This window comes from Thalassolituus maritimus, from assembly GCF_900156675.1.
GTDB lineage: Bacteria > Pseudomonadota > Gammaproteobacteria > Pseudomonadales > Oceanobacteraceae > Thalassolituus > Thalassolituus maritimus.
Window position 1 is genome coordinate 86,958 of record NZ_FTOH01000008.1, and the last position, 23,760, is coordinate 110,717.

The 23,760-nt window shown below is 52.6% G+C and carries 26 protein-coding genes; 17 read left to right on the top strand and 9 right to left on the bottom strand.

Translation table 11 applies throughout. The features are described 5' to 3' along the window. Positions 1–4: 4 nt before the first annotated feature. Genes BW941_RS13315 through BW941_RS13325 form a run of 3 tightly spaced genes read right to left on the bottom strand, consistent with a single transcriptional unit; the run spans position 5 to position 2,542 of the window. A complete protein-coding gene (locus BW941_RS13315) occupies positions 5–799 on the bottom strand; it encodes a S1/P1 nuclease (protein WP_076516846.1) in 795 nt (264 codons plus the stop codon). 25 nt (positions 800–824) lie between these two features. Continuing rightward, positions 825–1,886: a DUF3080 family protein gene (locus BW941_RS13320; protein ID WP_076516848.1), complete on the bottom strand. Its 1,062-nt coding sequence runs from the start codon at positions 1,884–1,886 to the stop codon at positions 825–827. After that, the gene (locus BW941_RS13325; RefSeq protein WP_076516850.1) at positions 1,883–2,542 is read right to left on the bottom strand and encodes a TetR/AcrR family transcriptional regulator; all 660 of its coding nucleotides are present in this window, start codon (positions 2,540–2,542) and stop codon (positions 1,883–1,885) included. The genes BW941_RS13320 and BW941_RS13325 overlap by 4 nt, the downstream gene beginning before the upstream one ends. Before the next feature lie 151 nt (positions 2,543–2,693). On the opposite strand from BW941_RS13325, the gene BW941_RS13330 reads away from it, so the two are divergent. The 15 genes from BW941_RS13330 (at position 2,694) to ggt (ending at position 17,800) form a co-directional block, all read left to right on the top strand. Further along, positions 2,694–4,136 (top strand): coniferyl aldehyde dehydrogenase, encoded by a 1,443-nt coding sequence (locus tag BW941_RS13330; RefSeq protein WP_076516852.1) that lies wholly within the window; start codon positions 2,694–2,696, stop codon positions 4,134–4,136. 10 nt (positions 4,137–4,146) lie between these two features. Then, entirely contained in the window at positions 4,147–4,704 is a 558-nt protein-coding gene (locus BW941_RS13335; RefSeq protein WP_076516854.1) for a twin-arginine translocation signal domain-containing protein, read from the top strand. Between the two features lie 28 nt (positions 4,705–4,732). After that, positions 4,733–6,355, top strand: a complete 1,623-nt coding sequence (locus tag BW941_RS13340; RefSeq protein ID WP_217693604.1) for a GMC family oxidoreductase — start codon at positions 4,733–4,735, stop codon at positions 6,353–6,355. 105 nt (positions 6,356–6,460) lie between these two features. Beyond that, positions 6,461–7,042, top strand: coding sequence for a hypothetical protein (locus tag BW941_RS13345; protein ID WP_076516856.1), 582 nt, complete (start codon positions 6,461–6,463; stop codon positions 7,040–7,042). 139 nt (positions 7,043–7,181) lie between these two features. Next, entirely contained in the window at positions 7,182–8,369 is a 1,188-nt protein-coding gene (locus tag BW941_RS13350) for a hypothetical protein (RefSeq protein WP_076516858.1), read from the top strand. After that, the gene (locus BW941_RS13355) at positions 8,369–9,409 is read left to right on the top strand and encodes a hypothetical protein (RefSeq protein ID WP_076516860.1); all 1,041 of its coding nucleotides are present in this window, start codon (positions 8,369–8,371) and stop codon (positions 9,407–9,409) included. Before BW941_RS13350 ends, BW941_RS13355 begins: the two co-directional genes overlap by 1 nt. Beyond that, complete coding sequence (locus tag BW941_RS13360) at positions 9,409–10,428, top strand: hypothetical protein (RefSeq protein ID WP_076516862.1); 1,020 nt, start codon at positions 9,409–9,411, stop codon at positions 10,426–10,428. The genes BW941_RS13355 and BW941_RS13360 overlap by 1 nt, the downstream gene beginning before the upstream one ends. Before the next feature lie 238 nt (positions 10,429–10,666). After that, positions 10,667–12,055, top strand: a complete 1,389-nt coding sequence (locus BW941_RS13365) for a succinylglutamate desuccinylase/aspartoacylase family protein (RefSeq protein WP_245820107.1) — start codon at positions 10,667–10,669, stop codon at positions 12,053–12,055. A gap of 119 nt (positions 12,056–12,174) precedes the next feature. Beyond that, the gene (locus BW941_RS13370; protein WP_068436954.1) at positions 12,175–12,399 is read left to right on the top strand and encodes a DUF4266 domain-containing protein; all 225 of its coding nucleotides are present in this window, start codon (positions 12,175–12,177) and stop codon (positions 12,397–12,399) included. Further along, on the top strand, positions 12,390–13,559 hold the full coding sequence (locus tag BW941_RS13375; protein WP_076516864.1) for a DUF3570 domain-containing protein: 1,170 nt from the start codon (positions 12,390–12,392) through the stop codon (positions 13,557–13,559). The genes BW941_RS13370 and BW941_RS13375 overlap by 10 nt, the downstream gene beginning before the upstream one ends. Next, the gene (locus BW941_RS13380; RefSeq protein ID WP_076516866.1) at positions 13,556–14,011 is read left to right on the top strand and encodes a TlpA family protein disulfide reductase; all 456 of its coding nucleotides are present in this window, start codon (positions 13,556–13,558) and stop codon (positions 14,009–14,011) included. The genes BW941_RS13375 and BW941_RS13380 overlap by 4 nt, the downstream gene beginning before the upstream one ends. 4 nt (positions 14,012–14,015) lie before the next feature. Next, positions 14,016–15,080, top strand: a complete 1,065-nt coding sequence (locus BW941_RS13385) for an FAD:protein FMN transferase (RefSeq protein ID WP_175607913.1) — start codon at positions 14,016–14,018, stop codon at positions 15,078–15,080. Between the two features lie 142 nt (positions 15,081–15,222). Continuing rightward, positions 15,223–15,705 (top strand): pantetheine-phosphate adenylyltransferase, encoded by a 483-nt coding sequence (gene coaD / locus BW941_RS13390; protein ID WP_068436960.1) that lies wholly within the window; start codon positions 15,223–15,225, stop codon positions 15,703–15,705. Between the two features lie 52 nt (positions 15,706–15,757). After that, a complete protein-coding gene (locus tag BW941_RS13395; RefSeq protein ID WP_068435219.1) occupies positions 15,758–16,015 on the top strand; it encodes a YfhL family 4Fe-4S dicluster ferredoxin in 258 nt (85 codons plus the stop codon). 72 nt (positions 16,016–16,087) lie between these two features. After that, positions 16,088–17,800 (top strand): gamma-glutamyltransferase, encoded by a 1,713-nt coding sequence (gene ggt, locus BW941_RS13400; protein WP_076516869.1) that lies wholly within the window; start codon positions 16,088–16,090, stop codon positions 17,798–17,800. Between the two features lie 24 nt (positions 17,801–17,824). Here the strand turns inward: ggt and BW941_RS13405 are convergent, their stop codons facing one another. Further along, the gene (locus BW941_RS13405) at positions 17,825–19,414 is read right to left on the bottom strand and encodes an alkaline phosphatase D family protein (protein WP_076516872.1); all 1,590 of its coding nucleotides are present in this window, start codon (positions 19,412–19,414) and stop codon (positions 17,825–17,827) included. A 92-nt stretch (positions 19,415–19,506) separates the two neighbouring features. Between BW941_RS13405 and BW941_RS13410 the strand changes: the two genes are divergently transcribed. Together BW941_RS13410 and BW941_RS13415 are read left to right on the top strand one after the other, a co-directional pair. Further along, positions 19,507–20,265 (top strand): ElyC/SanA/YdcF family protein, encoded by a 759-nt coding sequence (locus BW941_RS13410; RefSeq protein WP_084188966.1) that lies wholly within the window; start codon positions 19,507–19,509, stop codon positions 20,263–20,265. Positions 20,266–20,365: 100 nt separating this feature from the next. After that, positions 20,366–20,797 (top strand): OsmC family protein, encoded by a 432-nt coding sequence (locus tag BW941_RS13415; protein ID WP_076516965.1) that lies wholly within the window; start codon positions 20,366–20,368, stop codon positions 20,795–20,797. Positions 20,798–20,829: 32 nt separating this feature from the next. On the opposite strand, the gene BW941_RS13420 is transcribed toward BW941_RS13415, so the two are convergent. The 5 genes from BW941_RS13420 to radC all read right to left on the bottom strand — a co-directional run bounded on the left by BW941_RS13420 (position 20,830) and on the right by radC (position 23,709). Then, positions 20,830–21,345 (bottom strand): 3'-5' exonuclease, encoded by a 516-nt coding sequence (locus BW941_RS13420; RefSeq protein ID WP_076516874.1) that lies wholly within the window; start codon positions 21,343–21,345, stop codon positions 20,830–20,832. A 152-nt stretch (positions 21,346–21,497) separates the two neighbouring features. Then, the gene (gene mutM, locus BW941_RS13425; protein WP_076516876.1) at positions 21,498–22,307 is read right to left on the bottom strand and encodes a bifunctional DNA-formamidopyrimidine glycosylase/DNA-(apurinic or apyrimidinic site) lyase; all 810 of its coding nucleotides are present in this window, start codon (positions 22,305–22,307) and stop codon (positions 21,498–21,500) included. Between the two features lie 120 nt (positions 22,308–22,427). Then, positions 22,428–22,586 carry a 50S ribosomal protein L33 gene (rpmG, locus tag BW941_RS13430; protein ID WP_068438531.1) on the bottom strand — a complete coding sequence of 53 codons (159 nt, stop codon included), beginning with the start codon at positions 22,584–22,586 and terminating at the stop codon, positions 22,428–22,430. 11 nt (positions 22,587–22,597) lie between these two features. After that, positions 22,598–22,834 carry a 50S ribosomal protein L28 gene (gene rpmB / locus BW941_RS13435; RefSeq protein ID WP_068438718.1) on the bottom strand — a complete coding sequence of 79 codons (237 nt, stop codon included), beginning with the start codon at positions 22,832–22,834 and terminating at the stop codon, positions 22,598–22,600. A 200-nt stretch (positions 22,835–23,034) separates the two neighbouring features. Continuing rightward, entirely contained in the window at positions 23,035–23,709 is a 675-nt protein-coding gene (gene radC / locus BW941_RS13440; RefSeq protein WP_076516878.1) for a RadC family protein, read from the bottom strand. Between the last annotated feature and the right edge of the window lie 51 nt (positions 23,710–23,760).

The window sequence follows — 23,760 nt, forward strand, 5'->3', positions numbered from 1 at the left end:
CTGATTAACCTGCAGCGCTGACAGGGGCCAACTGATCCAGCAATTTCGCTAGCCGACGGGCAGCAAGATGCAGTCTCGACCGGACCCAATGACGATCAGCAGCGATATCATCGTCTTCGAAACGGGCACCTTTCCTGTAATTCCGATAGATCTCCCGGGTCTTTTCCAGCGACTCATTGGCCCAGTCTTCCGGACTACCCTCGCGCAGAAATTCCACAGAAAAAGACGCGATAAGATTGCTGTCTTCCGTTAAAGTTCCCGACAGGCCAGGAACATCTCTATCCCAGAACGCATGGAGATTAGTACGCTCGCCCCGATAATATATCCGCGTCTGATTGCCGCCACGGTCATCTGAGTAGCTGACGTGCAATGGCTGATGTACGTCGCCGACAAAATGCCCGAGAAACGCCAATGCTTGCCAGTCGGAATCTGGGTCTCGCTGTAAACGCTTCTGCATTGCGCGTATTTCCTCTGTTACGCACCCCTTACCTGGACAATGGGCCCGGTGCACCGAGGTATCTTTGCGCGCAACATTGATGTAGTGCCACACCGACGTGTGCTTATAGTCGTCTATCTTTCTTACCCGGTCAGGCCAGCCGCATAATTGCGCGAATGAACGAGCCTCCCGCGACTGCCGAACCAACCCGGAAATCATTTTCTGCGTTTCAGGTGCCGCATACTGATAAGCCAGATCGCACACCACCGCATGACTGGAGTAACTGAACGCCTGAGCACCTGAGGCGAACACCATCATAAACAAAACGGCGAATACTGCGCGCTGCATGCTGTTTATCTTCATAGGCCTATTCTGGGTCAGCTTAGCGTTATTGTGAACCGGGCATCATGGCACATTGAGCCAGAATGTCCTGCCACTTTGTAACATGTCTGTGGTGGGCATTGAGCATAGCGGCCCGCTCTTCCTCCAGAACATTTATGACATCCACATGCCATTCATCGACAACACCGGTTGGGGCAAGAGAAGAAATGACACTCAGATAACCGATAAGCTCAGCACCGAAGCGGTCAGTTTTACTCAGATAGGGTTGAAGCACACCGGCGTAATACTTATGGAAGACATTCTGCAGAATCTCGGCCTGAGGAGTCCGGCGGCCCGCCGGACACAGCGGACGGTCGCCAAGGCGCTGCTCAAGAAGTCGTGCTCCCTTGATGCTCACATCCATAAGTGCTCGATTGGTTAAACGCCAGCGCCCGATGGCCGCTGTCGCTAACATCTGTTGCTGATGAGACTCCATCACTGCCGATTCGTATTTCCACTCGCCTGACTGCCACTGTTGTCCCTGCTGTACGACATACGCGAGAGCCTGGGTTGCCGCCAGTAATGTCGTCTGATCTTCCGCTGAGGATTCTGCCATCGGGATCAGTCCTTCTGAGCGGGATAGAAAAGCCTGCCACTCCTCAGACGAGAACCAGGCATTCCACCAATACGTCATTCTGGCATCGTATTTCTGCTGCAGAAGGCGACGTAACTTCTCAGCAAGCTCGGGATCATCCTTCCCCAGAACGTCGATGCACTCCGGCGCACTTAGCATCAGGTCACGTTGTAGATGAAGTCTCTGACTGGGCGCTGCCAGCTTACCGAGAGAGCTGTTGTTAGCCCCTAGAACACGTCCCAACTCACACGAGGAGAGTGAGAGAAAGTCGAGAAGATTAATGCTTAACTGGGGCTCGTTGACTGACAACTGGCGACGCCCGGGCAAGTCGACGAGCACTGCCTGAAGTGCCTCACCATCAGACTCCGGAGATTCAACCTGTAGTGCACGACCGAGGCGTTCGAGATAATCATCGAGTGCGGCTTGCTCACCTTCTGAGCAGCCACAAAGCGCGACCGCAATAACCAGGGTGAGAACAAGACGCAGCGACTTCACCGGCGCTGCATCCAGTCCGGGCGTGGGATAAATGCCCGCTGCAGTGCAAGTACATCGTCCCGATGATCTGGAGTAAGATAGGGACGTTCAAGACTGAACACCTGATAGATTCCGCCCTGCAACATATCCTGCGTGATCACACTCTCATCCCCCGACAACAGATTGCACTGCAGAAACGAAAACCATGAGGTGACGACAATCCAGGTATTCAACGCCAGATCCTGACAGTCCTGTTCATCGGCCGACAGTATTCCGGCCCCACTAAGTGCCAGAAAGATGTTCTCGATCTGCCTCAGGCAGTGACTGAAAAAACCACGATAGCGCTCATGAAGCTCAGGGTCTGCACTCAGCAGGTGCTCCATATCCCGGTGCATAAAACGATAGGCCCAGAGCTCATTAAAAACATCCGTGAGATAGCGCAGCTTATCCTGAGTTTCGATGACGCGCCCTTCAGGCAGCGCCAGTATCTCCAGAACTCTCTGCTCGTAACGATCGAACAAATTGGCGATGATCGCCTGCTTGTTGCGAAAGTGATAATAGAGATTGCCCGGCGAAATCCCGAGCCGCGAGGCAATATGATTGGTTGTAACGGCCCGCTCACCATTCTCATTAAACATCTCTAAGGCCACATCAATGATGCGTTCGCGGGTGCCCATAACATCGCTCCAGAATAATCATGTCTCTATTTTAACCTGAGTAAAGGTATATACGGACAATCTTCTTGTCCACGCGCATCACCTCTTGACGAATTAGAGTAATAACTCTAATAATAGAATCTGTCTGTTTATTAACCACCCGGAGGCACTCATGGTTGCCACAGTTTCTACCCTGCATTCGCCCGCTCAGGAGATCGAGCGCCTTCATGCCCTGCACCATAAGCAAATGGAGGCATTCCGCGCGGACCCTATGCCGGACGCCGCTGCGCGAATCGAAAAGTTACGGAAACTGAAAACAGCCCTGGTGCAACAGCAGGACTCTCTCGTCAAAGCAGTAAACGAAGACTTCAGCTGCCGCGCCGAGGGAGACACCCTGATTGCAGAAATCATGACGACCGTGCAGGCACTCAACTACATGGTTAAGAACGTCCGCAAGTGGATGCGCCCATCAGGTCGTCACGTCAATATGCTGTTCGCTCCGGCATCGAATGAAGTTGTTTATCAGCCTCTCGGTGTCATCGGCATCATGGTGCCCTGGAACTATCCGATTCAGCTGGCGCTGGTACCAATTGCAACCGCACTCGCTGCCGGCAACCGTGCCATGGTCAAAATGTCTGAGTTTACTCCAGCAACAAACCGCGCTCTGAAAGACATGCTGGCTTCGGTATTCGACGAAGATGAAGTGGCTATCATCGAGGGAGAAGTTGATGTTTCCAGCGCTTTTTCAGAGGTACCCTGGAACCACCTGATCTTCACTGGCTCCACCGCTGTCGGCAAACACGTCATGGCCGCCGCCGCTAAAAACCTGACCCCGGTGACGCTTGAGCTGGGCGGAAAATCACCGGCTCTGATTGCCCCTGACGCCAACCTTGAGCACGCTGCTGAGCGCATCTGCTTCGGTAAATCACTGAACGCTGGTCAGACCTGTATCGCACCGGATTATGTTCTGGTGCCAGAAGGTAAGGAAAAAGAGTTCATTGGTCGCTATCACCAGGCATTCACCAAAATGTACCCGACCATGAAAGATAATGATGACTACACAGCCATCATTAACGACCATCAGTACCAGCGTCTGTTCTCCTGGTTGAAAGATGCCGACGAAAAAGGCGCCAAAATCACCCAGATAAATCCGCGCGATGAGAACTTTTCTGACTGTCGGAAAATGCCACCACATCTCATCGAAAACGGTACCGATGACATGACCGTCATGCAGGAAGAGCTGTTCGGCCCCATCCTGCCTATCGTCACATACCGCAGTTTTGATGACGCTCTGGCCTACATCACTGACCGGGACAGACCTCTCGCGCTGTACCTGTTCAGTTATAATCGCGATACTGAAAAGAAAGTGCTTGAGCAGACCCACGCCGGTGGCGTTGCAGTCAATGACACCCTGATGCATATCGCGCAGGATGACATGCCTTTTGGAGGTATTGGCCCCTCGGGTATGGGCCATTACCATGGGAAGGAAGGCTTTGTGACGTTATCCAAAGCTAAAGCGGTGCACCGCAAAGGGCGGATCAATAGCGGTAAAGTGATCTATCCGCCTTACGGCACTCGTCTGCACAATCTGGTTTATAAACTCTTCATCCGGTAAGGGGAAAAGAATGAAAACATCCCGCCGTGGATTTCTGCAGCTTGGTGCCATGGGCACCGCTGCACTGACAATCGGTTCAGGAGCAGCCATGTTGACCGGCTGCTCGTCACAGCAGACTCCGGCAGAGGGGTTTAAGACACTGCGTGAAGTGGATGTCTATTTTCTTGGTGCTCTTGCACCCGCTGTTCTGACCACCAAAGGCTACCCCGGTGCTCTCGGCAAAGACGCGCGCCAACGACTACTGGAATCACTGGACACTCTGATGACGACTCTTCAGGGTCACGCTCTGAGTCAGTTGCAGATGGCGTTTGACCTGATGGGTTCACCGGTCACTCGTGTTGCTGTTGGCGCGCCGCTGCATCCATGGCAGGAAGCCACCGTTGAAGAAGCCAATGCGTTTCTCGAGAGCTGGCGTGACTCCTGGCTGCCGATCAAACGTATGGGGTATCAGGGTCTGTGTAAGCTAATCACGATCTGCTGGTATTCGCAGCCAGAGAACTATGAAATCAGCGGCTATCCGGGACCACCAGTGAAAGTGCCGTACCCATACCCTGCCACTGGCGAATAACACGACAGAATCCGATAGAGAGAACACGATGAAACGTACACCACACATTCCAATGGTTGCGGGTATCCCTGATCCGATTCTGGAGGGTATCGCAGGCGGCTGGAACGTTCAGGATGCAGCCGACGTTACCGATGGCGGCGTCATTAATGCAGATGTTGTCATTATTGGCACAGGTGCAGGCGGTGGCACTACCGCAGAAATTCTTGCTGAAGCCGGCCTCAATGTACTGATGCTGGAAGAAGGCCCGCTGAAAAGCACCAATGACTTTAAGATGGATGAGCGTGAGGCCTATCACGATCTCTATCAAGAAAGCGCCGGGCGTATGAGCAAAGACGGCTCAATGTCGATCCTTCAAGGTCGCTGCGTCGGTGGTACAACAGTCATCAACTGGACTTCAAGCTTTCATACGCCAGAACAGACTCTCGAACACTGGGCAAATGAATTCAAACTCGAAGGCGCCAGCAAAGAAGAGATGACGCCATGGTTTGAACGTATGGAAGAGCGTCTGCAGATTGCGCCCTGGCCAGTACCACCTAACCCGAACAACGCTGTTCTGAGCCGTGGTGCCGAAGCCCTGAATCTCGAATGGCACGTTATTCCGCGTAACGTCTCCGGGTGCTGGAACCTGGGTTACTGCGGTACTGGTTGCCCGACGAATGCAAAACAGTCCATGCTGGTTACCACCATTCCGGGTGCACTGAATAAGCAATCTGGCCTTATTTATAACGCTCGTGCAGAGCGCCTGATCATTGAAGGCAAAAAAGTTCTGGGCGTTGAAGTGACGGCCCTGAACAGCGACTACAAACCGAACGGCAATACGTTTTCGGTGAAAGCACCTCACGTCGTGATGTCCTGTGGTGGTATCAACGGCCCTGCACTGCTGTTGCGTTCAGATGCTCCGGACCCGAAGAAGCGCGTTGGTAAGCGTACCTTCTTCCACCCGGTGGCCTTTAACTTCGCTCAGTTCGACGAGCTGATCGACCCGTATTACGGCGCACCACAGTCTATTTACAGTGACCACTACCAGTGGCTTAACGTCACTGGTCCTGCAGGCTACAAGCTTGAAGCAACGCCTCTGCATCCGGGCCTGGCAGCGGTACTCTTCCTGGGTCACGGCGGTCGTCATTATGAAGACATGGGCAATCTGCCCAACACCAACCTGCTGCTGGCACTGATCCGTGACGGCTTCGATGAAGAGAGCCCAGGCGCGAGCATCGAACTGGCCAGCGATGGTTCTCCGATTGTGGATTACCCGGTTAACGATTACATCTGGGATGCATTCCAGCGTGCCATGATCTCAATGGCTGAAATTCAGTTTGCTGCGGGTGCGAAACGCGTTCGTCCTTCACATCTGGATGCCCCCTGGTACGAAACCGTTGAAGAAGCACGCGAAGGCATCAACAACCTGGATAATCGCTCAAACGCATTCACCGTAGGGAGTGCGCACGTTATGGGCGGTATGACCATGGGTGAAGACCTTGATAAGTGCGTCGTCGACAGTAACGGTAAATACCATTACCTCGACAACCTCTACGTGATTGATGGTTCAGTATTCCCGACCAGTATCGGTGCAAACCCACAGCTGTCGGTTTACGGCTTCGCCTGTAAGTTTGCCAACCAATTGGCGGAGAAAATTAAAGGCACTGCGTAACGAATTTTGTGGTGGGCACTGCCCACCACAAAATCCCTTCATCACATCAGTTGGTAAATACCACCTGCCCCAGAATTGCTCCGAGATTTAACAAGGATTGTTAAAATGAAACACGAAACAATATTTAAAGAAATCAGTGATACATATCCTGAGCATTTACGCACCCTCTTTACAGCCGTAATCACAGAGAATCCCGAGCTAGACATTTACCACATTGGGCTTACTCTTGACGGTGACGTTCAATCCTGCGTACTGACATTTTCTTCAGAGCAAAACCTCGAACACCCTCATCTACGCTGGTCAATCTGGGGCGATACTCCTCACCTGGAAGATCCGAGATATAACGCGCTGATTCGCCCTATTCAAGATCCACTGGAGCGGCTCTACGACTGCCTCGACGAACAAGAAAACGGCGGGGATATCACAGAATATTGCGACTATCTGAGAGAAATTCATGAAGACTGCTGGGAGTTAATCAGTAAAACCGTCAAAGAAGCACTGGACTGTGATGCACTAAGATCATATTTAGATGGAGCATCGTGCATTTTTTCAGTTTCAATGATTGATGACGAAGACTGTCTTTGGATCCGCAGCGTGAGAACAATTCACGGGGAAGAAGCCGCACAACGCTTTTCCGCAGAACTTGCCGAAGCGCAAAGAGCCGCAAAGGAGTATTACGGCTTTTAAACGCTTCAGATTCGCCCCCTCCGATTAAGGAATTAAGCTACTGCTGAAGCGATGACCAGACACAAAACGCCAGTTTGTCTCATACTTTCATCTGGCTCATAATGCGGCCTTTCAGGATACACTGCCAAAAGGATCTTTCATGTCACAGCTACTCGCCGGCCACAATGCTGGCTTTCGTGTTCGCGCGCAGAACGAAATAATCGAAGACCAATTTACGAAGCTTAGCGACGCTGCCAAAGAAGGCGATAACTATTGGGCCGTGCAAGCGATCAATACCCTGCGCTCGCTGGCCTCCGGCTACAACGGTGATAACGTCTATGTCTCGGTCGACAACCGTTACGCCGATGGCCGGACTCTGTTTAAAATCGTGATGCCGGGGTGTGAAGCCTACGTACGCCATGAATCGAATGGCGAGCTGTTGATTCTGAAGATTCAGGCCAGTGATGACTATGCGCAGATGCAGAACGATGGTAAGAAGCCGGGTTATTTTGAGCTCGAGTACAACGAAAGAGGACAACTTGCTCCAGAGCCCAAGCAAACCATCACAAAGACTCGGGACAGAAAGACCGTTGTTATCTGTGGCGGACAGCCTACCATTAACGAAGCTCGGCAAGCGGCGATTCATTATGTCAAAGCAATGAAAATTGCCGATGCGGAAGATGTTTGCTTTGTTCATACACCCAGTGATAGCAACTCATTCCGGGGGAATCGCCGGATTAATTCCCGCAAAGCGGATAAAGACCCAGCAATGAGGGAGTCCGCCCTTATCGTCCGCGACCTGATGCTCAGCGCTCAGGGTATAGGTAAGGTTAAGTGGATAACTCAGGGGGCTGGCTCCGGCATTACGTATCAGGCTTTAACGATGAAGGGCGGACAGGAGCTTAATATGAAAGGCCACTGGTTATATCTCGCAGGCGCGACCACCAGCGCCCCGGCCCTTGAACAACAAGCGGTAACCCTCGGATTTACGACCGACCGGGATAATAAATATTACGACAGCCTGAACCCAGACCAACTGATAGGCTCTGGAAGATTACAAGGCGGCAATATATTAACGGCCTGGCGACGTTTACGTTCCGGCCGTGATACTGAATACACTCCGCTGAAATTTGGCGTCGATGCAGGGAAAGAAGCCTTAATGATGAACTCGACCTTTAATTCGGTATCCGCCGTGCAAAAGGCTCTGGTTGTGGCAGGGGCGGCAACGGGCCTTGCCAGTGGCGCTACTGCTATCGCAGGCCTAGGCATAGCTTTACTTGGTGTGGGCGGTATCGCGTTTCATAGCTTCTTCCCCGAGGAATATCACAACAGTAAGGACAAATTCTGATGTTCTACTTCCCGATCAAACTGCGTGAACGCCGCGGGCCAACACCGACCAAAGGTCCGGATTTCAGCAAGGCCAAGCCGCTGCGTATCAATATCGCCGGGACGGAAATTTCGCTGCGAGCACCTAAAAACAGCTCACCGATTGACTATGCGTACCCAAGGCAAGAAGCCGCCCCTTACTACGACCTGCCCGATGCACCTGATAATACACCTCACAAGGATAAGTGGTATTGCGACCTGAGCGACGAAGAGCGCAAAGAACGGGATTATTACGAGCAGACCAAGCTCCCACGGTTGCGGATTAATAATGATGGCGCTCCTGGATGGAATATTCAGGTACTGACTGGGCGCGCCTGGGACTTTTATGGTCCCTGGTTTAGCGGAACTCTGGCAACTGTGCATATGACAATTTTCCTGAACCGCCGGATGGAGCAACCGATAGGGTCGTATTTTAACCCCCGGGTTTTCGAGTTAGCTCTAATGGACGTGATTTCTGAAGGATATGGCATGCACAATAAGGCGCGGGTTTGGCGGGTACCGGTCGACTGGCAGCCGTCCACCCAGTCAACGCTCCCTATGGTGAGCTACAAGGCAGAAAGAAAGAGAGAAATCAGAGGGGTCCCCCATGAAGTCGAGGATGAATATGAGATTGTATTTCCTGTTACCGACGATATTTTAGCCAGAGCTAATTTGACATTCATGCGCAAGCATCGCTGGCGCCCTGATGGCAGTGACTTCGAAGACATCGAAAAATGGACCTCTTCCGAGCCCATGCGCACCTTAATCAGACAGATTATAGACTCGGTTGAGGTGAAGCTGTCGCCGGAATCTCAGGCACAGTTGGAACGTGCTCAAGCCGGGCTGACAGATACCGCGCTGACTAAAGACTTCGCGCCGATTGATATCGAAGCCTACCTGAAAAATAAAGCAGAAATGTCTGAAGCCGAAGCTGCAAAGCAACAAGCCGCCGCAGAAACGACTGAGAAAGAGATTCAGCCTGAGAATCTGAGCAGTATTGAGCATGGCTCTGACAAATTCTGATGTTCTACATTCCTCTCAAGCTGCGTGAACGCAGCGGGCCAACACCGACCAAAGGCCCGGATTTCAGCAAGGCAAGGCCACTGCGTATCAATATCGCTGGGACGGAAATCTCGCTGCGAGCACCTAAAACCCGAGCAAAACAAAACCTCCTGCGTCCACGCCAGGAAGCAGCGCCATACTACGACCTGCCCGATGCACCGGATAACACCCCCTACAAAAATCAGTGGTATTCGGATCTGACCGACGAAGAGCAAAAAGAACGCGATATTTACGAACGGAACCAGCCACCGCGCCTACGTATCGATGACAACGGCGCACCAGGGTGGTTCGTCCAGGTATTAACCGGGCGCGCCTGGGATTTTTATGGCCCCTGGTTTAGCGGAGCCTTGGCAACCGTGCATATGACGATATTCCTTAATCGCCGGATAGAGCAACCGCTAGGGTCGTATTTTAACCCTAGGGTTTTCGAGTTAGCGCTGATGGATGTTATTGCTGAAGGATATGGAATGCATAATATGGCACGAGTCTGGCGAGTGCCGGTCGACTGGCAGCCGTCTACCCAGTCACCACTCCCTATGGTGAGTTATAAGGCAGAACGAAAGAGAGAGGTCAGAGGGGTTTCTCATGACGTCGAGGATGAATATGAGGTTGCCTTCCCTGTTACCGAGAATATTTTAGCCCGAGTTAACTTAGAATTTAGACGAGTTCACCGCCGTACAGCTGACAACAGCACCGTTGAAGACATCGAAAAATGGACATCTTCCGAGCCCATGCGCACCTTAATCAGACAGATTATCGACTCGGTTGAGGTGAAGCTGTCGCCGGAATCTCAGGCACAGTTGGAACGTGCTCAAGCCGGGCTGACAGATACCGCGCTGACTAAAGACTTCGCTCCGATTGATATTGAAGCCTACCTGAAAAATAAAGCAGAGATGGCTGAAGCCGAAGCGGCTAGACAGCAAACAAATACAGGGACGCATACCAAGAAGGTTCAATCTGAACCACCCCAAGATACATGAAGCGTGATGTTGGATGTCGGGCCATCAGAGCGGCTCAGCCGCTCTTTTTCTTTCTTCAAATATCTTCCTTTCTGAGCAATTCACAAATACACGCTCTGAACGAACCTTATACGGACACCATGGTCTAGACTCAGAACATTCGACAAACTGAGTTGTAGTTATGTTTTCTCCTGAGAAATCGTATTTCTCAATCGCTCCGTGCTTTTCATTCACATGCTTTTCATTCAGGCGCTCTCGATTGAAGTACTTTGCTTTAATCACAGCGTTCCTGCTTGCTACTCCCTGTGCAGTTGCGGTTGCTTCAAAGGAGCAACCTTCCAGTACCCCACCAGCTCCGCAAAGCACCGATCAGGAAAGAACGGACCTCGAAACAACAGACGTGGAAAAAACAGCATCGCCCGATCCGCAAGTGACAGGGTCTGACTCCACCGAACGTGATACGAAAGAGCCTGAAACCACCGAAGCCCCACCGCCAGAAAGCCAACAAGGCGTCGAAACAGCCCCGGTCGTCGAGAACCTGAGCCTTCTCAACGCCAGCATTCCTCCCGGACAGTTTCAGACTTTGTACTGGAGCCCCGGACAGTCGTTTGCCAGTATCGACACCCCGGTGCCGGTGCTGGTTGCGCATGGGAAAAATCCTGGGCCCAGGGTATGCCTGACGGCCGCGATACATGGCGATGAACTGAATGGCATCGAGATGGTGCGGCGTCTGATGTACCAACTCGAACCGGTAAAAATGAATGGCACTGTCATTGGCGTTCCGATTGTTAATCTCGATGGTTTCCGTCGCGCCAGCCGCTACCTGTCTGACCGTCGGGACCTGAACCGTTACTTTCCGGGCAGCGAAAACGGCAGCGCGGCCTCGCGTATCGCCTACTCATTTTTCAATAAGATTATCCGCGGTAACTGCGACTTTCTCGTCGATCTTCATACAGGCTCATTGAAGCGCACTAACCTTCCGCAGATCCGCGCCGACCTCAGCAATGAAACCGTCTTCGAATTCAGCCGCCATCTGGGCGGCATTACTGTGCTGCATGGCCGTGGCAGTGAAGGGACTCTGCGACGTGCCGCGACCGATCTCGGCATTCCTGCGATCACGCTGGAATCCGGTGGGCCAAACAGTCTGGATGAAAGCTCTGTCGACGGCGGTGTCAAAGCGCTTGAAACATTACTGCAGAATCTCGACATCCAGCCTACGGTGCGCTTCTGGGGAACGCCTCAGCCAGTTTTCTATCACTCTGAGTGGGTAAGATCCGATCAGGGCGGGATACTCATGTCTGATGTTGAACTGGGTGACACGGTTCGCGAGGGCGATGTGCTGGGTCGTGTTGTTGATCCGGTATCCAATACGGGCAGCGATATCGTTTCTCCTCTGTCCGGAAAAATTATCGGCATGGCCTTCAATCAGGTCGTACAGACGGGTTTTGCTGCCTATCACATCGGCGAAGCCAAGACCCCGGAAGAGGCTAAAGAAGAAGCGCAGGAAGAACTGAAAGAAGAAAGTCAGGAATCAGGTTCGGTTCAGTCGTACCCCGATGACCCGGAAACAGCGCCCGCCCCGGAAGACACCGAAGCAAGCATGAAAAAAATCAGCGACTCAGAGGGCGGATCTGAGAACGCTGAGTAATCAGTAATGTAGGAAATGAAGCGTCCAGCTGAGTATTTCATGTTGGTATGACGAGACTGTCATAAAGCGTCCTGCAATAGCTGTTACTATACCTGCATTGCAGATCTGGTACGCACAGCATGAATACTAAATATCTGGGCTGCGGCATTCTGACTTTACTAGTTGTATCCGCATCGGCCTGTACCCCAGTACGCTTTAACGAGCGAGAGCGCCTGTCTCAGCCGGATATGGCGTTCGACAGCACGCCGCTGAAGAGCGAAATCGAAGCCGATGTATACAGTGCCCGCGAAGGCGCATCCGGCGTATTTACCGGCGGTGGTGGTGGAGGTTGCGGGTGTTACTGACACGTCTGATCACAGCTATTCGCCCTGCTTTTCTCCTGCGTATACTGGCTGTGACTTATGCCATTGTTGTAGCGACAGCCGCGCAGGCGGCCGCCCCCACAGCAGATGAACTCGACAGCATCTTTGCCGCCCGGGGGATTGTTTACCAGCAGGAAGATGATGGTGGTTCAGGGGGGAACCCGACCATCGAAGAAGATGCGACCATCTATGAAGGCATCCTATTATTTCAGCAACGACTGAATGAAAATAACGCCGCCAGTTTCAAAGCCGTGGGGGATCTGGTCACCGCTGCCTCCTACGATGACGCCCGCGATAAAGCAGAAACAGTCTCAGGCGCGACCGGCTATAACCCCGGGCGCTTCAATCTCGAAGGGCGTTGGAAGTATCGCAGCGACAGCCGCACGGGTTTTACTCTGCATACCAGTTACGGTCAGGAATACGCTTACCGCAGCACCGGTTACGGGTTTGGTATTTCACAGTCATTGAACGAAGAGTCGACCCAACTGAGTGCAGACTTTCAATTCTATGATGATACGGTTCGCATGATCCGCTACGACGGCAGCAAAGAAACCGACGAACCGCGCGATACTGCCACCGGGGCCTTCAGCCTGACTCAGACGCTGTCACCGGTATCGCTGATGAACCTGTCCTGGGTCTACAGCCGCCAGCGCGGTATGTTAGCCACCTCATTTAATTCAGTACTCTTCGATAACGGAGAGCGTGACTTTGAAGTCCTTCCTGATGAACGCGTCCGCAATACAGTCTCCGTTCGTTATAAACACGCCATCGGTGAAGACTCCGTACAGCTGGGCCTCAGTCATTATCAGGACAGCTGGGAGCTGGATGGTCAGGCATTCGAAGCTCGCTATTTCTATCGATTGAATGACGGGCAACTGACACTGGAACCTAGCTATCGGTTTTACACACAAACGGCCACAGAATATTTTTCAGAACAATTCAGTGCACCGCAGAATTACCAGACCAGCGACTCTGACCTCGGACATTTTGATGGCCACAGCGCCGGACTGGTTCTGTCCTACCGGAAAGCAGGCTGGCTCACCAAAGAACCATCAAATTACGATATCGGCTTTAATATGTATCGCCGTTCAGATGACCTGAATTTTTACTGGCTGACACTAGGTTGGTACACCGCATTATGAAATTAATTTCTTTATTCTTATTCGCTTTTTCAGCGCTATTATTTTCAATCGCATCGTTCGCAGGAAACTACAGAACGCTGAACAACGACGCCTACTCCATAGATTTTAATCAGCCCGAAAAACCGGTTGTGTTAATTGTCTGGGCGTCCTGGTGCGGCTACTGCATGGAAGAAATTCCACACCTGAAAAAGGAATTAAAAGACCACCCAGAATTTACCTGGCTTGGTCTTAATGTGAATAAAAATCCAGAAGATGGTCGCCAGGTAGAAGTAGAGCGCGCACTCCCTTGGCCATCCCTGAGTGACCCGGACCTGATCATCGGAGATCAGTTCAAAGTGCGGGGCACGCCGACTCTGATTGTACTCAACAGCAAAGGAGATGCGGTGTATCGCGGTCGACGGACTGACGACGACTTTAAAGCCGCTCTCGATACTCTGTCGGCAGAGCAATAATTCCGTGGTCTTTAGACTCAGACAACTCTGCGCCAGTTGCATTTTACTGGCTGGCCTGAGCCTCTTTGTTAACCCGTTACATGCCGCTGAGCGCATCAGTGGTACTGCAGAAAATCAGACAACGCCTTCGGTCAACAGGTCCACCAGCCTGATGACGACCACGGTCGATTTTCAGATTCTTCTGACCAGCGATAGCCACTCCGCTACAGCGGCCAATGTGGCAATAGACAGCGCTATCGATGAAATCAAACGCGTCACGCAGGTATTCTCTGAATGGGAACCCAAAAGCGAAATCAGTGCGGTAAATAAGGCGGCGGGCGAGAAAGCCGTTCCGGTATCACCCGAAGTATTTCGATTAATCAGCGAAGCTCTGCGCATATCGGAGCTGAGTAACGGAAAATTTGATATCACCTTCAAAAGCGCGGGCAAGCTCTGGGACTTTCGAAAACAGACTATCCCTGAAGCGGCCGAATTAAAGCGCGCGGCCGCTTCCATCGATTATCAGCACGTCGTCTTAGATGAAGAAAAACAGACTGTTTTTCTGACGGTGGCAGGAACCCAGATCGGCCTCGGAGGCATTGCCAAAGGCTATGCGATTGATCGCGCGGTGCAGGTTATCCGTAATGCCGGATTCGATGTGTTCTATATCAATGCGGGCGGTGATCTGTACGCCAGTTCGGGAGCCTCTATTAAAGACAATGCCAAGAACAGTGCCAAGCGCTGGAAAGTCGGCATACAACATCCAGACAACCCAGAAAGTCTGATCGCCGTGCTGCCTGTCGCCAACGGTGCAGTCGCAACCTCCGGGGACTACGAGCGCTACTTTGAGAAAAACGGCACTCGCTACCATCACATTATCGACCCGGATACTGGCTATCCTGCCAATCTGAGTCGTAGCGTCACCGTGCTGACCTCGCGAGCCTACCTCGCTGATGCATTGGCGACTGCCGTGTTTGTGCTGGGCCCAGCAAAGGGCGTTACGCTGATAGAGAATGTGCCTGAGGCTGAGGTGCTGATCATCGACAAACACGGGGAGATTGTCAGTACACTCCCGCATGCCTCGCCTTGAGTCTATTGTCTTAATATAAGGTGCAAGCAAAGCAGCGGAGTTATATGGCTATAGTGCCGCATGATGTGACGTGTCCTGCCATTTGCCCAGACCCCACCCATCTATTACTATTCGCGCAGATATCACCCATAAGGCTGATTTTATGAATACAGTTGTATACCCGGGCACCTTTGACCCTATCACCAACGGTCACACTGATCTGATTGAACGTGCAGCCCGCATGTTTGATCACATTATCGTCGCCGTTGCAGCAAGCCCAAAGAAGCGTCCTCTGCTGGATCTCGAAACGCGCGTAGACCTGGCTCAGAGCGTACTGGGCCACCTGCATAACGTTGAAGTTGTCGGGTTCAGCAACCTGCTTGCAGACTTCGTCAAGGAAAAGCGCGGCAACATCATTCTGCGCGGCTTGCGTGCAGTTTCGGACTTCGAATACGAATTCCAGCTCGCTAACATGAATCGCGTACTGGCACCGAACGTCGAAAGCTTGTTTCTGACACCTGCAGAGCAATATTCCTATGTGTCGTCGACGATCGTGCGCGAGGTGTCAGCTCTGGGAGGTGATATCAGTACGCTGGTTCATCCAACCGTCGCTAACACTCTGAAAAAATACCAGACTGAGGCATAATACGCCTCAGTAACCGTATTTCCTGAGCCGTATTCCCTGATGGAGGTTAGTCATGGCCTTGATAATTACTGATGAGTGCATCAACTGTGATGTATGTGAGCCAGAGTGTCCGAATGAAGCGATCACTCCGGGAGAAGAAATTTACGAAATCGATCCGGCAAAATGCACCGAGTGTGTAGGTCACTACGACGAGCCTCAGTGCCAGCTCGTATGCCCGGTCGACTGCATCCCACAGGATGACGACAACATGGAAACTCAGGAAGAGCTCGAAGCCAAGTACGAGCGCCTGACGGGCAAGAAAATCGCCTGATTCCGCCCGCGCCGGTTGCACCCGGCGCTTGCGAGTAAGACACTAGAGCCTCCTGTCACCGGAGGCTTTTTTATGCGCCGCACCTGGCTTGCTGGAGTTTTCGCCACCAGCGCTCTCATTTTCACTGTTACTACTGCTGTCACTGGCTGTGCTCAGAAAGATACTCAGCCTGATTCATTCTCAGGCACAGTGGCCGTAGCAAGTGCTCATCCTTTGGCCACAGAGGCAGGCCTTGAGGTTCTGGCCGATGGTGGCAATGCCTTTGATGCTGCCATAGCTGTTGCGGCCAGTCTCGGCGTTGTCGAACCCTATAGCGCAGGTATAGGCGGTGGCGGCTTCTGGCTGCTATACGATGCTGACCAGAAGCAATATCGCTTTATCGATGCACGCGAGACAGCGCCACAGTCTTTTCACCGGGATTACTACCTGGATGAAAACGGAGAAGTCGACAGAGACAAAGCCGTAAATGGCGCGACCGCGGGCGGTATCCCCGGGCAGCCAGCAGCATTCGCTTATATTGCTGAGCATTACGGTAAGTTACCACTCACACGCTCCCTCGCCGACGCCATCACTCAGGCAAGCGAAGGCTTTCCTGTCGATCCGCATTATCAGAAGTTGATGAGCTACCGACTCGACGCTGTTCAACGCTACCCATCCAGTGCCTCTGTTTTTCTGAATGATGGCCGTATTCCCGACGTCGGTTTTACACTCAAGCAGCCTGACCTTGCGAACACCCTCAGTAGCATCGCCAACCTGGGTTTTGATGGTTTCTACCGCGGCCCACTGGCGGTGACCATGGTCGACGAGGTCAATAAAGCGGGCGGCGACTGGACTTTGAACGACCTCGCTGCTTACGAAGTGAAAGAACGTGAGCCAGTCAAAGTGACGCTGGGCGGCACTCAGTTAATCAGTGCGCCACCGCCCTCTTCTGGCGGTATCGCGATTGCCCAGATGCTGAAAATGCTTGAGCCGTTTGACTGGCAAAGCATGAGTGAAGCCGATCAGGTACACCTGCTCACCGAAGTCATGCGTCGCGCGTATCGTGATCGTGCTGAATTTCTCGGTGACCCGGACTTTGTTGATGTCCCAATGAAAAAACTCACCAGTGATGAGCGTAATAAAGAATGGGCAGCCGGTATCGATATGAATCAGGCGACGCCGAGCACCGAATTAAATGGCCCTAAAAATATTCAGGAAGGTTTCCACACAACGCACTTATCTGTCGTTGATTCAGAAGGAAACCGTGTATCAGCAACCCTGAGTATTAACCTGCCGTTTGGTTCTGCCTACACGATTCCGGGTACCGGCGTACTACTTAATAACGAGATGGATGATTTTTCTGCCAAGCCGGGCGAACCAAACGCCTATGGTCTGGTTGGCAATGAAGCAAATGCGATTGCTCCGGGTAAGCGCCCACTGTCATCCATGTCACCTTCGATGCTGGAATCTGAAGACAGCATTGCCGTATTAGGAACACCGGGTGGCAGCCGTATTATCAGTATGGTCTTCCTCGGTGCGCTGGAATACCTGCAAGGGAAACCCGTCGAAGACTGGGTCGCACGTCCGCGCATTCATCACCAGTACCTGCCCGATGTTATTCAGCACGAACCAGGCGTGATCTCTGAAGAAGCCATGACCGAGTTGCAGAAGCGCGGTCATTCTTTCCGGGATGTCGGCCGTGAATACGGCAATATGCAGGCCATCCTGATCGATAAGGAAAGCGGCGAAGTCACCGCCGCTTCAGACCCACGCGGCATTGGCAGCGCGAGAGTCATCACTCAGTAAGTTGCTATGCTGTAAGGCTGATAGTCAGGCTGGTTGATAAACACGTTTCAACCGGCCCTGACCGTCTTCACAGGCGTAACTGATGCCGCATTCAACGACCTTGCTGCGTTCAGTCACTGTGGGCACGTAATACCAGTCTGACTGAACTTTAAAGCGATCCACAGTTAGCAGAATAAAACCGTGGGTCTGCACTTCCGCGTATTTAATATGCGGGCTACCGGCCATGATGGTGTTCTCCGCACTGTTGGCAATCACCTTCGGAAACCCCGGAGAGGTCACCGAGGGCGTGACAAATTCAACGGCCAGAGATCCCTCTCCGGTATAGCGGTTATAGTTGCTCCAGCTGTAGGGGTCATCAGAAATGTCCGACGCAAAGGAGGCATGCAGGTCGCCTGTCAGCACCACCATATTTTTTACTTTCTGGCTGCGCACAACCTCAAGCAGGCGGTTTCGCGTTGCTGCGTAGCCGTCCCAGCTATCGAGCCAGAATGACGCCGCCGCACCGCTACCAAGAAGATTTTCCAGATTCAGATAATATCGTTGAGCCATCATGACCTGCTGCCCGAGTATCTTCCATTGTGCTGAGCTGCTGACCAGTTGATCGTGCAGCCAGGCTTCCTGCTCAAAGCCGAGCAGCGAGCGGTTTTCATCCATTGCCGTCTGCTGCTTACCTGAACCAGAAGGCTGCTCATCACGCCCTTCGACGCGGGTATCCAGCATCAGCAGATCGAGCAGGTCACCGTATTGAATCCGACGATAAATACTGCCCGAGCGATTTTCTCTGACCGGCATCCATTCAAAATACGCCTGTTTTGCGGCCGCTTTACGCGCAGACCAGTCGCCCTCTGTGTCATCGTGATTGGAAGCACCGTCACGCCAGGCGTTATCGGTAAACTCGTGATCATCCCAGACGCAGATAAAGGGGTGTTGCTGGTGTACTGCTGCAAGATCCGGGTCCAGTTTATAGAGCGCATGGCGACGACGATAATCAGACAATGAAACGGTCTCGTGAGCAGGCGCCAGTGCACGCTCACTCCGCAGACTGTCTTCGCCGTATTCGTCCTGACCATACTCATACATATAGTCGCCCAGATGAATGACTGCATTCAGATCGCTGCGCTCAGCCAACACCCGATAGACATTAAAATAGCCATGTGGATAACTGGAGCAGGAAACCACCGCAAAGCGCGCAGCGTCCGGGCTCCCGGCATCAGCAGTCCGTGTACGACCAACCGGAGATGTCTCCCCCATGGCCAGAAAGCGGTAAAAATAGGAGGTACCTGAACTTAACCCGGTCACGTCCACTTTCACGGTATAGTCACGATATGCCCCCGTGCGCACCACACCACTGGCAACAATGTCAGAAAAGCCATCATCGGTGGCCAACTGCCAGATCACATCAACATCCATCGGGCTGACAGGAGAAAAGTGGGACCAGAGCAGTACAGAGTCAGTCGTAGGATCACCACTGGCAACGCCATAGTTAAAGAAACCCGCAGCCGGAAGCTCCGGCTCGGAAGGTATCTGACTCATTGCCAGCGCCCCCGGTGCCACACTGACTCCAGCAAGACTCGCGGTACCTGTACGCAGAAATGAACGACGCGTGACGGACATAATGACTACTCCTCGAAAATCAGCCCGGTATACTGAAGTGCAAAGATGTCAGTAACATGAAGCCCCATAGCCAGCCCCGATAAGAGCCGTCGATGGAATCTCAGAGCATTACGTTTATTCTCAAAAAACTGGTCGGTATGACACTGATGCCAGTGCCTCTAAGTCTGCTGCTTATTTTACTGGGACTGTGGTGGTTTTCTCGTGCACCGGTTAAATCCCGGCTGGCATTTTTCAGCGCATTTCTACTACTCGCAGTCAGTGCATTTAATCCGGTGGCTGACCGGCTAATTGCACCCCATGAAAGTTATTATCCGGTGTTTGATATCGAGCAGTCTGTTGATGCTGTGGTGGTTCTCGGGAGTGCCAGTCATATTGCCCCACCAGACAGCCCGGCTTTTATGAGTCTCGGTAGCTCAGCCATGTACCGCTTATCGGAAGGCTTACGTATTCTGCGCGCTAACCCTGACGCAATTCTTATCGTTACCGGCTACGCTGGCTTCAGCGCAGCCCAACCTCATGCAGAAATTCTGCAACAGGCCGCCATTGATCGCGGGGTAGACCCGTTACGTATTTTTGCTTTCCCGACCGCGCGTGACACCGAAAATGAAGCTTCGCTGACCGAGCCATTATTGAGAGATAAGCGCTTCGCCCTGGTGACCGAAGCGGCACACCTTAAACGTGCAACCGTATTTTTTGAGCGGGAAGGCCTGAACCCATTACCGGCACCCGCCATGTTCGTCGGCGCCCACCACAGCGACTGGAGACTGGATTCATCAGGTCTCTATAAGACTGAACGGGCTTTTTACGAAACGATGGGCAGGGCATGGCAGTGGTTAAAGTCTTTTCTTTAACTCCCATACTATGAAGTGTTTGGCCTCACCAGAAAGAAGGCAGGAACTTTAACGCCCGGTCCCCTCTCCCAATATGTGTCACTATTTATTGGGAGTCAGTATGAGCATCATCAAAAAAGCTTCAGCGATTTATCATTCACTCGGTAAAAAAGCGAAAGCCAGCGTGTCGACCGAGTCCGGTGCACTGAAAGATCAGCCTTACGGTTTTAATACCCGATTCGAAGATAAGCCCGGAACCAACCCGGAAGAATTAATCGCCGCGGCTCACGCCAGTTGCTTCACTATGGCGCTGTCGTTTGCTCTTGAGGGTGAAGGTTATTCCAGCGGTCAGCTGAAAACCGAGGCCGATGTTTCACTCGATAAAGACGGCGACGGTTTCACCGTGACGAAGTCCGCCCTGAGTCTGGCAGCACAGGTGGATGACATTGACGGTGACGAGTTCGAGCGTATCGCCCAGACAGCCAAAGCGAACTGTCCGATTTCTAAACTACTGGATACTGAAATCACGCTCGAATACACACTGAATCAATAATTCAGGTGTCAGTGAGATAGCGGCCGGCTTTCTTAGCCTGCCGCTTCTGCCGTCAGCTCTGCCAGAGTGTGGCGGTAAGTCTCCTGAATCAACCAGGCGTCGTTACTGGCACGGTGGCGTGGAATGTTAGCTTCCCGCGTTAATCTGGCCTTGGTCTCATCCCACAGCAGAATTTGAGGTTCGGTCATAATGACTTCGATCGGACTGAGCTGAAACTGCATATCAATACCGGCGGCTTCAAACAAACGGATCAACCAGGGCTTATCAACCACCCAACCATCGCTGTACACCGTCTTCCCGCTCAACATCGCATTAAGCTCAGTCGCAACCTGATGAATATGGCTGCCATGACGCGCCAGCATCTCACGGGAGATATTGTGAACCCCCTGAGCAGACGCATCCCAGTGCGTCCAGTGTTCCGCCGGAACAATCAGGGAGCAGAAGCGGGAGCCATCGCCCAGCGCCAGGCCAACTTCAATGGGGTAACTGTCCGGGCCAAAGCCAGACGCTTCAATATCCATGATGAATGGGGTCGAGATCCTTGGCATTCGTTGCCTCCCGCAGCATGCTTGTTGTTTTTGTAAAGGCGATGTCGCCTGTTATCTGCACTGACTCAAAACGTAGCTTAGTAACTAGTACAGTAAAAACCAGTACAGTAAGAAAATAGTACAAGCAGATACGTATCGCGCGCTTTTTTGGATTAACGCTGACATTTTGGGCAGTAGACGGTTGCCCGCTGCCCCTGGCGGATCTCTTTCAGTGTGGTGGCGCAGTTTTTACACTCTTCTCCGCCTCGCCCGTAAACATAGAGCTGCTGGGCGAAGTAGCCGGGCTTGCCATCCCCGCCAACGAAGTCCCGAAGAGTCGTCCCACCTTGCTCAATTGCAGCCCCTAATACCTGACGTATTGTCTGCGTCAGCCTCTGGTAACGGGCCTTACTGATCTTTCCTGCCGGGGTCTGCGGGCGAATACCCGCCAGAAACAAGCTCTCGTTCGCGTAAATATTGCCAACACCGACGACAACGCGCCCATCCATAATGAACGTTTTGACAGCCTGCGACTTACCACGGCTCTTCTGAAACAGATGAGAATCATCAAAGTCGTCCGACAGAGGCTCAGGACCGAGATGACTCAGATGCTCAGAGGTCTCTCCCGGCGCGACCCAGAGCAGCGCGCCGAAGCGCCTCGGGTCGTGATAGCGCAGTACGCGGCCATTGCTCAGATGCCAGTCGATGTGATCGTGCTTCATAGCCGGCGCCGAAGGATCAACTAAGCGCAGAGATCCGGACATGCCAAGATGCCAGATCGCCGTGCCCACGGCGGTTTTCACCAGAATATACTTCGACCGACGGGTCAGGCTGTCCACCGTATGTCCGACCAGCTGCTGCACCTCATCCTCAACGGGCCAACGCAACCTGGGCTGGCGCACATCGATGCGGGTAATGGTCTGTCCCTTCAGGTACGGACTGATGCCGCGCAGGGTAGTTTCAACTTCCGGTAGTTCTGGCATACAACAACAATGACATAAGTGGATTACATGGATGAACGCCTAGTTTACCGCATACCGACAGGTAAATTGCAGGCATAAAAAAACCCGGCCGGAGCCGGGTTCTTTCAGAAGTCAGATCAATTACTTGATCTTAGCTTCTTTGTACGCAACGTGCTTACGAACTACAGGATCAAATTTCTTGATCTCGAATTTCTCAGGCATGGTGCGCTTGTTTTTGTCAGTAGTATAGAAGTGACCGGTACCGGCACTTGATACAAGACGGATCTTATCGCGTGGCATAACAGGTCTCCTTAGACTTTTTCGCCGCGTGCACGCAGCTCTGCCAGTACTACATCGATACCTTTCTTATCGATGATACGCATACCCTTAGTAGAGATACGCAGACGTACGAAACGGTTTTCGCTTTCAACCCAGAAGCGGTGGCTCTGCAGGTTCGGCAGAAAACGACGCTTGGTTTTGATCTGTGAGTGGGAAACGTTGTTCCCGGAAACAGGACCTTTTCCTGTAACTTGGCAAACCTTAGACATGGTTCCTCGCCCCGATTTTGTGTGTATCGAACAATTTGAATTCGTTACCAACCGTGGGCGTTAGCTCATCACTTTATGATGACCGTAGACGGCCCTGGCTGAAAAGAGTTGCGCTTTATACCAAAACGCAGACACCCCCGCAAGCAAAAGTGTATTTTTTACACAACAGGTCAAGACACATAATCGAGCCTCAACCCCCGCTAGAGCCAGCCGCGCTGGGCGAAAGAGACCGTATGACCATCACCAACCACCAGATGATCCAGAACCCGGATATCCATCAATCCCAGAGCTTGCTGAAGTCGCTCTGTGATTGACCGGTCTGCCCCGCTCGGCTCAGCCACACCGGATGGATGGTTGTGCGCCAGTATCACCGCCGCCGCACCTTCTGCCAGTGCCTGCTTCACAACTTCTCTTGGATAGACTGCTGCCGCATCAATCGTTCCGCGGAATAACTCACGGTAGCGAATGACGCGGTTCTGATTATCCAGAAAGAGACAGGCGAAGACTTCGTAGTCACGATCCCTGAGCTGCGCCTGCAGATAACGTTCGGTGTCCTGGGGGCTGCTCAGAGCGTCACCGCGCTGCATCCCCTGCGCCAGGTGCCGACGCGCCATTTCCAGCACCGCCTGCAACTGGGCAAACTTCGCCGATCCCAGCCCCAACGGCTGACAGAAGTCTGTCTGACTGGCCGTTAGTAAGGGTCGCAGACCACCAAAGTCGCTCAAAAGGTCGCGCGCAAGATCCACCGCACTCTTCCCCTTAACGCCCGTGCGCAGGAAGATCGCCAGCAGCTCGGCATCTGACAATGCAGCAGGGCCGCACTCAAGTAATTTTTCGCGTGGACGCTCGCTCGCCGGCCAGTCCGTAATCGCCATCCCTACCTCCTTGTAGGTGTAATTGGAGTATGGCTGTACGATATACTGAAT